General features: G+C 68.0%; 8 protein-coding genes. 5 read left to right on the top strand and 3 right to left on the bottom strand.

Translation table 11 applies throughout. The features are described 5' to 3' along the window. On the bottom strand, positions 1-382 hold a 382-nt coding region (locus ASE35_RS21945; RefSeq protein ID WP_057163470.1), incomplete at its 3' end, for a hypothetical protein. Between ASE35_RS21945 and ASE35_RS07740 the strand changes: the two genes are divergently transcribed. The 5 genes from ASE35_RS07740 to ASE35_RS07770 all read left to right on the top strand — a co-directional run bounded on the left by ASE35_RS07740 (position 371) and on the right by ASE35_RS07770 (position 10,867). Then, entirely contained in the window at positions 371-958 is a 588-nt protein-coding gene (locus ASE35_RS07740) for a hypothetical protein (protein ID WP_162259040.1), read from the top strand. The genes ASE35_RS21945 and ASE35_RS07740 overlap by 12 nt on opposite strands. Before the next feature lie 3,517 nt (positions 959-4,475). Next, entirely contained in the window at positions 4,476-8,192 is a 3,717-nt protein-coding gene (locus ASE35_RS07755; protein ID WP_057163474.1) for a hypothetical protein, read from the top strand. A 321-nt stretch (positions 8,193-8,513) separates the two neighbouring features. Next, complete coding sequence (locus ASE35_RS07760) at positions 8,514-8,708, top strand: hypothetical protein (protein ID WP_200943987.1); 195 nt, start codon at positions 8,514-8,516, stop codon at positions 8,706-8,708. A gap of 405 nt (positions 8,709-9,113) precedes the next feature. Further along, positions 9,114-10,334 (top strand): ATP-binding protein, encoded by a 1,221-nt coding sequence (locus ASE35_RS07765; RefSeq protein WP_057163475.1) that lies wholly within the window; start codon positions 9,114-9,116, stop codon positions 10,332-10,334. Next, positions 10,331-10,867, top strand: a complete 537-nt coding sequence (locus tag ASE35_RS07770) for a response regulator (protein ID WP_235568676.1) — start codon at positions 10,331-10,333, stop codon at positions 10,865-10,867. Before ASE35_RS07765 ends, ASE35_RS07770 begins: the two co-directional genes overlap by 4 nt. A gap of 645 nt (positions 10,868-11,512) precedes the next feature. On the opposite strand, the gene ASE35_RS07775 is transcribed toward ASE35_RS07770, so the two are convergent. Both ASE35_RS07775 and ASE35_RS22195 read right to left on the bottom strand, forming a co-directional pair. Next, complete coding sequence (locus ASE35_RS07775; RefSeq protein ID WP_057163476.1) at positions 11,513-11,983, bottom strand: copper chaperone PCu(A)C; 471 nt, start codon at positions 11,981-11,983, stop codon at positions 11,513-11,515. Then, complete coding sequence (locus tag ASE35_RS22195; RefSeq protein WP_255356371.1) at positions 11,980-12,114, bottom strand: hypothetical protein; 135 nt, start codon at positions 12,112-12,114, stop codon at positions 11,980-11,982. Before ASE35_RS22195 ends, ASE35_RS07775 begins: the two co-directional genes overlap by 4 nt. Positions 12,115-12,131 lie beyond the last annotated feature (17 nt).

Below are 12,131 nucleotides of genomic sequence, written 5' to 3' on the forward strand. Positions count from 1 at the left end.
GGCTGACGATCGATAAGGTCGCCGGTGCGCCTACGGGTGCGACGGCGGGCAGCACGATCCCGTACACGTTCACGGTGACGAACACGGGCAACGTGACGCTGACGAATGTGTCGGTGACCGACGCGCAGCTGGACGCTCCTGCGACCTGCGACGTGACGACGCTGGCGCCGACCGAGGTGGCGACGTGCACGGGCACGCACACGATCACGCAGGCCGAAGTGAACGCGGGTACGTCGAACAACAGCGCGACGGCGACCGGCACCCCGCCGGGCGGCCAGCCGCCTGTGACGAGTCCGCCGGACACGACGACGACGCCGCTGGCGCCGGATCCGAGGCCGCGGCTGCCGTCGGGCGAGACCAGCACCACGATGTGGGCACGCACACGATCACGCAGGCCGAAGTGAACGCGGGTACGTCGAACAACAGCGCGACGGCGACCGGCACCCCGCCGGGCGGCCAGCCGCCTGTGACGAGTCCGCCGGACACGACGACGACGCCGCTGGCGCCTGCGCCTTCGCTGACGATCGATAAGACCACTACAACGGCGAACTACGCCGCCGTGGGCGACACGATCAGCTACAGCTACCTGGTGACCAACAGCGGCAACGTGTCGCTGACGGGCCCGGTGACGGTGGCGGACGACAAGACGACGGTGAGCTGCCCGGCGGTGACGACGGTCGGCAACCTGGACGGCGAACTGGATCCGAGCGAGTCGGTGACCTGTACGGCGACGTACACGGTGACCCTGGCCGATCTGAACAGCGGCAGCGTGACCAACATCGCCAGCGCGACGGCGGACGGCACGACGTCGCCGACCGATCAGGTGACGGTGAACGCGACGCAGACGCCTGCGCTGACCTCGACCAAGGCCATGACGGCCAATGCCGACGAAGACGGCAGCGGCACGGTGACGGTAGGCGACACGCTGACCTCTGGCCGACGTGGTGGTGACGGATAGCAAGATCACGCCGAACACCATCACCTGCGCCAGCGTGGCGCCGGCTGGCACCTGCGTGCTGACCGGTACCTATCGCGTGACCCAGACCGATGCCGATGCCGGCAACGTGGTCAATGCGGCCGTGATCACCACGACCACCCCGGGCGTGTGCCCGGCCGGCTCGACCGCGGCGGAGTGCAACCCGACCGTGACGGTGCCGGTGACCCAGACGCCTGCGCTGACCTCGGTGAAGGCCATGACGGCCAACGCCGACGAAGACGGCAGCGGCACGGTGACGGTRGGCGAYACGCTGACCTAYRSCGTGACGATGACCAACACGGGCAACGTGAGCCTGGCCGACGTGGTGGTGACGGATAGCAAGATCACGCCGAACACCATCACCTGCGCCAGCGTGGCGCCGGCTGGCACCTGCGTGCTGACCGGTACCTANCGTGACGATGACCAACACGGGCAACGTGAGCCTGGCCGACGTGGTGGTGACGGATAGCAAGATCACGCCGAACACCATCACCTGCGCCAGCGTGGCGCCGGCTGGCACCTGCGTGCTGACCGGTACCTACCGCGTGACCCAGACCGATGCCGATGCCGGCAACGTGGTCAACGCCGCGGTGGTCACCACGACCACCCCGGGTGTGTGCCCGGTCGGCTCGACCGCGGCGGAGTGCAACCCGACCGTGACCGTGCCGGTGATCCAGACGGCGCAGCTGACCTCGACCAAGGCCATGACGRCCAACGCCGACGAAGACGGCAGCGGCACGGTGACGGTGGGCGACACGCTGACCTACRCCGTGACGAYGACCAACACGGGCAACGTGACCCTGGCCGATGTGGTGGTGACCGATAACAAGATCACCCCGGCTTCGATCACCTGCGCCAGCGTCGTGCCGGGCAACACCTGCGTGCTGATCGGTACGTATCGGGTCACCTTGGCCGATGCCAATGCCGGCAACGTGGTCAACGCCGCCGTGGTCACCACCAGCACGCCGGGCACCTGCCCGCCGGGCTCGACCGCGCCGGAGTGCAACCCGACCGTGACCGTGCCGGTGGTGCAGACGCCTGCGCTGAACTCGGTCAAGGCCATGACCGGCAACGCCGACGAGGACCGCAACGGTGCGGTGAGCGCGGGCGACACCCTGACCTACACCGTGACGACGACCAATACGGGCAACGTGACCCTGACCGATGTGGTGGTGACGGACAGCAAGATCGTGCCGAACACCATCACCTGCGCCAGCGTGGCGCCGGCCGGCACCTGCGTGCTGACCGGTACCTACCGCGTGACCCAGGCCGACGTCGACGCGGGTAGCGTGTTCAACGCCGCCGTGGTCACCACCAGCACGCCGGGCGCCTGCCCGGTGGGTTCGACCGCGCCGGAGTGCAACCCGACGTTCACGGTCGTGATCCAGGGCCGTCCGGCCATCGCCGCGACCAAGACCGCGACGCTGACCACCGACCTGGGTACGGTCGGGACGGGCAATGCCGGCGACGTGATCACCTACGCGGTGACGGTCACCAATACCGGCAATGTCACCCTGACCAACCTGACCGCGCTGGACACCTACGAGAACGGCACGCCGACCACGCTGACGTGTGCGCCGACCACGCTGACGCCGGGGGCCATGGCCACCTGCAACAGCTACACGCACACCATCACCGAGGCCGAAGCCAACGCGGGCGGCACCCTGGACAACGTCGTGGTCGCCACCGGCACCCACGCTTCGACCAGCCAGACCGCCACGGTTACCGCCACCAGCACCGCGGTCGTGACCGTGGAGCCGCTGGCGACCACCCTGCGCGTGAGCAAGCAGGCCAATCCGCGCGACGTGAAGATCGGCGACCTGGTCCGCTACACGGTGACGATCGAGAACACCGGTCGGGTCGACGCAACCGATGTCACGGTGATCGATACGCCGCCGGCCGGCTTCAGCTACGTCGCCAACAGCCTGCAGGTCGCCGACACCGACGGTGCCGGTCGCCTGGTGGGTACCTTCCCGGTGCGGGTCGATCAGGTCGACATCGTCGCGGGCGGGCGCGCCACCCTGGTGTACCTGCTGAAGGTCGGCGCCGGCGTGCGGCCGGGCATGCACGTCAACAGCGTGTTCGCCGAGGACAACGGCGTGCGCTCGAACGTGGCCACCGCGCAGGTGCAACTGGTCGCCGATCCGCTGCTGGATGAGTCTCTGATCATCGGCACCGTGTTCGACGACCGCGACCAGGACGGCTGGCAGGATCCGGCCGGGCTCAGCGGCATCCGCATCCAGGGCGGTTTCGCCCCGGGCGCCTACGTCGCCAACTCGACCACGGTCGATCGCGGTACCGGCCCTGCGCCGGAAGCCGACGCGAGCTCACCGCTGCTGCATGGCATCGAGCTGGGCACGATCTCCGCCCGTCAGTCCGACGCCGATCCGATCGCCGCGCACCGCGTGGTGATCAGCCAGACGCTCAACGCGCTGGACTTCGACGACGGCTTCGCGCTGACCACCGCCGAGGGCTTGACGGTGCGCATGGACAAGGCAGGCAACAGCCGCGTCGAGCGCAGCGGCGACGCCGCCAAGGGTCTGACCGGTGCCGATCCCAAGGTCGAGCGCCGCGTGGCCCAGGTCGAGGGCGGCTATCGGGTCGACTACATCGTCAGCAATGCCGGTGTCGACGAACGCGGCATCCCGGGCGTGCGAGTCGCGTCGGTGGAAGGCCTGCTGATCGAAACCGATCAGTTCGGTCGCTACCACCTCGAGGGCGTGGCCGGCGGGCCGTGGGAGCGCGGGCGCAACTTCATCCTCAAGGTCGATCCGGCCACCCTGCCTCCGGGCAGCGTGTTCACCACCGACAACCCGGTGGTGCGCCGTGTGACTCCGGGCCTGCCGGTGCGCTTCGACTTCGGCGTGCGCCTGCCCCCGGGCGAGATCCCGGGCGCCAAGGAGCAGGTCGAGATGCGGATAGGGGAGGTCTTCTTCGCCCCGGGCAGTGCGGCGGTTACGCCGCAGTACCTGCCCGCGGTGGAGAAGATGGCCGAGAAGGTGCGCGAGTACGGCAGCGGCGAAGTCGTGATCGTCGCCCAGGGCGAGTACGAGACCCTGGCGATGGATCGTGCGCTGGCGGTGCGCAAGGCGCTGGAAGACATGTTGACGCCCGAGCAGTTCAAGGCGCTGACGATCAGCGTGCGCACCGAGGCCGAGCGGCCGGAGTCGATCGTGGTCGGCTTCGCCGAGTGGCCGCTGTTGGGCGAGGTCCTGTTCGACACCGACCGCAGCACGATCAAGCCGCAGTACCTGCCGCTGATCGACAAGATGGCTGTCGCGATCGAGCAGATGCGCTCGACCCGGATCGTCATCACCGGTCACACCGACAAGCGCGCTTCGGACGACTACAACGTCGCCCTCGGCATGCGCCGCGCCAAGGCGGTCTACGACGCTATCGCAGCCAAGATCAGTCCGGAGCTGCGGCGCACGTTCCGCGTCGATCTCAGCAACGATCCGGCCGCCCCTGCCGGCGATACCGAGAAGTGAAGGGGGATGCCATGAAGATGAAACTGCTCGATTACACCCTCATCGGCATCCTCGCCGGCCTGGCGTCGGTCGCTTCCGCACAGGAAGCGAAGGCGCCGGAACCGGCGAAGGCGGCCAGTCTGGATTGCGGCGACCAAGGTTGCCGCAGCGAAGACGGCATGCTGTTCGAGCTGCGCACGCGCGGCGAGCGGCAGCCGGTCACCCAGGGCACCACCGACGGTTCCAGCTCGCAGACCCTGCAGCCGGACCGTCGCGTGTCGGTGGAGGTGGAGGACTCGCGCTCGACCTGGAAGGACGCCTTGGCGCCCGGCCAGGCGGTCGCGATCGGCAAGTGGTCCCTGCAGCTGCCCGGCGGCGGCGTGGTCTGGGCGACCGAGGATCCCAATCTCGGCCAGCCGCAGTTCAACGTCTCCGCGCCCTCGCTGCTGGCCTACGACGGCACCCGCGTGGTCAAGCCGGTGCGCTTCTACGCCTACAGCAATTACGCGGCCTTCATCCAGCGCGCGCAGGTGCTGATCTACCGCGCCAGCGACAGCGACCTGGTGACGCCGCTGGCCACCGTCGAACTGCCGACCGCTTCGGTCAGTGAGGCGACCTGGGACGGCGCCTTGCCGTCCGGGCTGGAACTGCGCACCGGCGACGAACTGATCTACATCGTGCGCGCGCATGGCGCCGATGGCAGCTACGACGAGACCTATCCGCGCCGCTTCCAGCTGGTGCGCCCGGAAGAAGCCGAGCGCGGCCTGCAACTGTTGCGCGATTCGGTCGAGAAGAAACTGGGCAGCAGCTTCGATGCCGAGGAAGCCGAACAGCGCAGTCTGCTGGACGGCGTGTTCGGCGAGAACAGCCTGCGCCAGCAGAACATCGCGGTGTACGGCTCGCGCATCCGCATCCAGGGCCGCAACATCCCCACCGGCTACACGCTCAAGATCAACGGCCAGAGCCATCCGATCGATCTCGAGCGCAAGATGGTGGCCGAGTACCTGGTGCCGGTCGGCAAGCATCGCTTCGACGTCGAAGTCGGCGGCGGTGCGGGCAAGGCCTCGCACCAGGAACTGGATATCGACGTCACCGGCCGCTACATGTTCGCGGTCGCGCTGGCGGACCTGACCGCGTCCAAGACCAGCGTGTCCGGCTCGATCGAGCCGCTGGCCGCCGACGATCGCTTCGACGACGGCTTCCTGCTCGAGGGCCGCCTCGCGTTCTATCTGAAGGGCAAGATCAAGGGCAAGTATCTGGTGACCGCGCAGGCGGACACCCAGGAACGCGAAGTCAGCGAGCTGTTCAACGGCTTCTGGGACGCCGATCCGCAGGACGTGTTCCGCCGCCTGGATCCGGACCTGTACTACCCGGTCTACGGCGACGATTCGACCACCTATCGCGACGTCGACACGCAGGGCCGGCTCTATCTGCGCGTGGACTGGGACAAGAACCAGGCGCTGTGGGGTAACTTCAACACCGGCATCACCGGCACCGAGTACGGCCAGTACAGCCGTTCGCTGTACGGCGGTGCCGTGTCCTGGCGCAGCCGCCGCACCACCGAGGTCGGCGAACCCGGCACCGAGTTGCGTGCGTTCGGCTCGCAGGCGCAGTCCGCGCCCGGGCACAGCGAGTTCGTCGGCACCGGCGGCAGCCTGTATTACCTCAAGCACACCGACGTGCTGCCGGGCTCGGACAAGGTCGTGCTGGAAATTCGCGACCTCACCACCGGCCGGGTCGAGAACCGGGTCGAGCTGGTGCGCGGCGCCGATTACGAGATCGACGAGCTGCAGGGCCGACTGCTGCTCTCGCGTCCGCTGGCCCAGGTCACGCGCGAGAACGTGCGCACCCTGACCCGCGACACGCCGCTGGACGGCTATGCGCAGATGCTGCTGGTCGACTACGAATTCGTGCCCAGCGGTTTCGATGCCGACGAGCTCACCCTCGGCTTCCGCGGCAAGCACTGGTTCGGCGAGCACGTCGCCGTCGGCGCGACCTATGTCGACGAGAACCGCGCCGGCGAAGATTATTCGCTGCGCGGCGCCGATCTGACCCTGCAAGCCGGTCGCGGCACCTACCTCAAGCTCGAGCAGAGCCGCACCGAAGCCAACAGCGCACCGATCTTCCGTTCCGACAACGGCGGCCTGAGCTTCACCGAGATCACCTCCGGCCTGGGCGCGCATTCGGGCGAGGCCAAGTCGGTCGAGGCGCGGGTCAACTTCAAGGAACTGGGCTGGAGCCAGGACGACTGGACGGTCGGCGCCTGGTGGCGTCGGGTCAGCGACGGCTATTCGATCTCGCGCCTGAGCACGGGCGAGGACATCGAGGAACGCGGCGCCGAGTTCCAGGGCCAGCTCGGTCCGGCGGTGCGTCTGTTCGGCCGCTACTCGATCGCCGAGCGCGGGCCGGAGTCGCTGACCCAGGCCCAGCTCACCGGCGAGTGGCGGCTCAACGACGATGCCACCCTCAGCGCCGAGCTGCGCCGCGTCGACGAGCAGCGCCTGAGCGGCGACGCCGTGGGCACGCTCGCCGCGCTGCAGTACAAGCAACGCATCGGCACCCAGCTGGAGCTGTTCGGCACCGCCCAGCTCACCCTGGACGACGACGGCGGCAAGTACGCCGACAACAACGCCTACTCGCTGGGCGCGAAGTACCTGTTCGGCGACCTGTCCAGCATCGGCGCGGAGCTGACCACCGGCGACCGCGGCGACGCGGCCAAGATCGACGCCGAGTACCGCATCAATCCGGAGCACACGGTCTACGGCAGCTACACCTATTCGACCGACCGCAGCGACTACGACCCCTTGTTCGGCGACCGCGTCAACGGCGGCTGGACCCTGGGCCAGCGCTGGCGCCTGTCGAACCAGGTCAACATGTTCAACGAAAGCCAGTTCCTGAAGCAGCCCGACGAGTCCGGCCTGGCCCACACCTTCGGCATGGATTTCTATCCCGGCGAGGGCTGGAACCTGGGCTTCACCCTGCAGAACGCGACCCTGGACCGCGAGCTCAACCTGGGCCAGGTCGACCGCCGCGCGATCAGCCTGAACGGCGGGCGCAGCTCGGTCGACACCCAGTGGCAGAGCAAGCTGGAATGGCGCCGCGATACCGGGGCCGAACGCCGCGAGCAGTGGGTGACCACCAACCGCTACCTGCACAAGTTCAACGAGAGCTTCCGCGTCGCCGGCCGTTTCAATTATTCGGAGACCAAGGATCAGCTGAACGCCGAGGCCGGGGCCAAGTTCGTCGAGGGCAATGCCGGCTTCGCCTGGCGCCCCTACGACAGCACGCGCTGGGCGCTGCTGGGCAAGTACACCTACCTCTACGACGTGTCCTCGCTGCCGCAGGTGGGCCCCAATGTGGCCAGCTACGACCAGCGCAGCCAGGTGCTGGCGCTGGAAGGCGTCTACAACCCGGACCATCACTGGGAGTTCGCCGGCAAGCTGGCGCGCCGTGAGGGCAGCGTGCGTTACGGACGTCTGCAAGGCGAGTGGGCCGATTCCTCGGCGACCTTCGGAGCCGTTCAGGTTCGTTACGAACTCGATGAGGTCTGGCACGGCCTGGCCGAGTACCGCTGGTTGGGCGTGAAGGACGGCGGCGACCGCCAGGGCGTCCTGCTGGGCGTGGACCGCGACGTGGGCCGGAACTTCCGCGTCGGCGTCGGCTACAACTTCACCGAGTTCAGCGACGACCTGACCGACTTCGATTACGACCACAAAGGCTGGTTTCTTAACCTAGTGGGGAGTTATTGACGATATTGCGTTGTATTCGGCGCTAGCTCACCGAATGCGAATGCAGCGATACCGCGACCCGACCGCCCCCTAGCGGCCGGGTTTTCGGAAGGGCAACACGGCCAGGACCGGCCGTGGCGCCCGGTGGATGCGGCCGGTACGGCGCGAACCATGGGATGGCTACACAGCGGCTACAAGCAACACCGACAGGAACGTCAAACAACAACAAGGATCGCTGCAAGTGATTCGACGCGCGACAACTACAAAGCGAAAGCGCGTCGTTTGCTCCATTCGTAATCAACTTTCCATTCGAGGTGCGATATGAAGGAAACCAGACGTAGGATGACGCTGAATCTCGCCGGGACCGAGATGCAGTTCCTGGAGGATCTGTGCGTGCGCAAGGGCGTCAGCAAGACGGCCGCGATCCGCCAGGCCTTGCGCCTGTACCAAGTAGTCGAAGACCGAGTCGATTCGGGCAAGAAGCTCTATTTCGTCGACGGCGCCACCAAGGAGCGATCCGAGCTGATGCTGCTCTAGTGTGCTTATGAGTGCGCTTCGCGAGGCGTGCGACAGGGATACTCGTCGGTTCCCGTCGCACGTCGATCCACGGCCGCGGAGCCAGCCCATCGATCGACGAGCGCGTACCGATAGGGATACGCGGCGGCGGACGTCGCTCACGGCGGCCGCTCGCGGAGCAAGCAGACCAGGCCCGATCGCGGGCCCGGTCGCGGAAGCGTTGGACCGGCCGCTACGGCCGGGTTTTACAGCCGGCCGGCGACGGCGTCGGGCTGGCGGACGCAGCGGGTTCTACGACAACCCCCTGTGCCGCAACCGCTGCGTGCGCGTCGTCGGGGCCGCCGCGGGCCACGGTGCCGTATCCTGCGCATCCCGCTAGCGCGCATCCGGCCGTGATCGCCGCCTCGCCGTGATCCAAGTCCTGCTGTGATCCAAATCCTGGTCTACCTGCGCTATCTGGCCGTGGCCGGTCAATGTCTGGCGATCGCGTTCGTGGTTCAGCGCCTGGGCCTGGCCCTGCCGGTGGCGCCGCTGCTAGGCATATCGTTGGGCTTGCTGGCGTTCAATCTGGCCAGCCATCTATGGCTGAGGCGGCATGGCGAAGGTGGCGCGCGCGCGCTCGCGCTGCAACTGCTGGTCGATACCCTGGCGCTGACCGCCTTGCTGTACTGGTCCGGCGGCCCGGCCAACCCTTTCGTGTCGCTGTACCTGGTGCCGGTGGCGTTGGCCGCGATCGCGCTGGAGATCGGGCCGATGATCGGCTTGACCGTGCTGACCGCCGCGCTCTACACCTGGCTGCTCGGCCACCATCAGCCGCTGCCGCACGCGCATGGCGAGGACGGGTTCGGCCTGCACGTGACCGGCATGTGGGTGAACTTCCTGCTCAGCGCCGCGATCATGGCGGTGGTGCTGGGACGCTTCATGGCGATCGTGCGCGATCAGCGTCGGCGCCTGGCGGCCGCGCGCGAACGCGCGATGCGAGACGAGTCGCTACTGGCCTTGGGCTCGCTGGCCGCGGGCACCGCGCACGAACTCAATACCCCGCTGACCACGATGGGCCTGCTGTTGGACGACTGGTCGCGGCATCCGCAGGCGCCCAGCACCGAGGACCTGGCCAGCATGCGCGACCAGCTCACTCACTGTCGCGAGCACGTGCGCGCCTTGGCCGCGCTGGCGCGACGCGGCGCCCTGGGCGAGGCCACCATCGAGGACGCCGACGCGTTCGTGCGCGACGGCCTGGAGCGCTGGCTGCTGCTGCGCCCCGGCGTCGAGGTGACGACGGCGCTGGATGCGGGCGGGCGGTGCCTGCGCGTGGATCCGGGCCTGCCGCAGGCCTTGCTCAATCTGCTCAACAACGCCGCCGACGCCAACGAGGTTGCGGGCGCGCCGGCGCGCATCGAAGTGAGCACGCAATGCGACGGCGACTGGCTGCGCATCGCCATCGCCGATCGCGGCCACGGTCCCGAGCGCGCCACCGACGCAGTTTCGATCGACCGCCATGGACCGGGCTTGGGGCTGGGTCTGCTGATTTCCAACGCCAGCATCGAGCGCAGTCGCGGCCGGGTGCGCCGGATCGCGCGCGTGGACGGCGGTTGCATCACCGAGATCGAGCTGCCGCTGCTGGATCCGGCGGAGGAATGCGCTTGAGTCTGCCCGCGCGCTTGCTGGTCATCGACGACGATGCGGCGTTCTGCCGCATCCTGGTGCGGCATCTGCAGCGCTGCGAGGTCGATACCTGCCTCGCCCACGACGCGGGCACGGCGTTGCGAGCGGCCGAGGCCTTCAGGCCCGACGGCGTGCTGCTGGATCTGAAGCTGGGCGCCGACAACGGCCTGCTGCTGATCCAGGCCCTGCGCGAATGCTGTCCACACGCGCGCATCGTGCTCGCCACCGGCTACGCCAGCATCGCCACCGCGGTCGATGCGATGCGACGCGGCGCCTGGAACTATCTGCCCAAGCCCTTCGACATCGACGCGTTGGCGCGCGCGTTCGAGCACGCGCCCGAGCAGGCGCCGCCGCCCGCCGAGGCGCCGTCGTTGCGGCGTCAGGGTTGGGAGCATGTGCAGCGGGTGCTGGCCGAATGCGGCGGCAACGTGTCCGCGGCGGCGCGCGTGCTGGGGGTGGACCGGCGCACCTTGCAACGGCGGCTGGCGAAGCGGCCGGTGCGTGAGCGGCTTTGAGGGCGGGGCTTGGATGGGTGGGGCGGTAAGAGCAAATCCCCCCTAGCCCCCCTTTTTCAAAGGGGGGATTAGAGCGGTCGCTTTTGGGGTGTTCGAGGGCGCGCGGCTATCGCCTTAGGTTCGTTCCAACGGCGGCGAACAGCGCATCGACGTAAGACGATCAGGCCCCGATTCGAAAGCCCCGCCACGCTGCCCCACGAAACAACGCAGCGATTCCCCCCTTTGAAAAAGGGGGGATAGGGGGGATTTGCTTTGGCTGTGCCCTTCCGCCCTGCCAGCGAAAACCCTTCTGCGCTCGTCGTGCCAACTGGGACGAACAGAGCAGCAACGTAGGACGAACAGGACCCGACTCGAAGGCCCCGCCAGGCTGCCCCACGAAACAACGCAAACGATTCCCCCCTTTGAAAAAGGGGGGCTAGGGGGATTTGCTTTGGCTGTGTCCTTCCGCCCCACCAGCGAAAACCCTTCTGCGCTCGTCGTGCCAACTGCGACGAACAGAGCAGCAACGTAGGACGAACAGGACCCGAATCGAAGGCCCCGCCAGGCGGCCCTACGAAACAACGCAAACGATTCCCCCCTTTGAAAAAGGGGGCTAGGGGGGATTTGCTTTGGCTGTGTCTTTCCACCCTACCAGCGAAAAAATCTTCAAGGACCGTCGTGCGTCTTAGCCCCCAGCGCGCGCACCTGGAAACGCACCGTCGCGCTGCCCGCATGTTCGAAGCGCAGTCGCGCGCTCACCGTGTCGCCTTGCTTGAACGGACGTTTCGGGGCGATGAACATCAGGTGGTAGCCGCCCGGCTGTAGCCGCACCGTCGCGCCCGCCGCCAGCGGCAGGCCGTCGCGTAGCTGGCGCATGCGCATCACGCCGCCATCGTGGCTGACCTCGTGGATCTCCACGCGCTCGGCCGCGTCGCTGCTCACCTCGAGCAGGCGGTCGTCGCGTTTGCCCGCATTGATCACGCGCATGAAACCGACCGCGACACCGGCGCCGGGCGGCGTCGCGCGCGACCAGGCGTCGGCGACGCGCAGCGCGCCCACGGGCTGGCCTTCGCCGACCCAGCCTGCGAGCAAGCCGGTGGCGAGCAGCGCCGCCAGCGCCAGACCCCAGCGCCTCACAACGCCACCTCGATCCGGTCCAGCAGGGTCAGCGTGCGCGCGGCGCCGACGCGGCCGCGTGCGATCAACAGCGCCAGCAAGGCGCCCCATAGGATCAGCCAGGCGCCGACGAAGGCGAGCAATGCGTGCATGCGATTCTCCCGAGGTA

Origin of the sequence: Lysobacter sp. Root916 (genome assembly GCF_001429785.1) — a bacterium.
GTDB lineage: Bacteria > Pseudomonadota > Gammaproteobacteria > Xanthomonadales > Xanthomonadaceae > Lysobacter.

What these genes read in the sequence shown, in the direction of transcription:
- ASE35_RS07755 (WP_057163474.1), top strand. Translation starts at nt 4,476, where the DNA reads ATGAAGATGAAACTGCTCGATTACACCCTCATCGGCATCCTCGCCGGC.
- ASE35_RS07760 (WP_200943987.1), top strand. Translation starts at nt 8,514, where the DNA reads ATGACGCTGAATCTCGCCGGGACCGAGATGCAGTTCCTGGAGGATCTG.
- ASE35_RS22195 (WP_255356371.1), bottom strand. Translation starts at nt 12,114, where the DNA reads ATGCACGCATTGCTCGCCTTCGTCGGCGCCTGGCTGATCCTATGGGGC.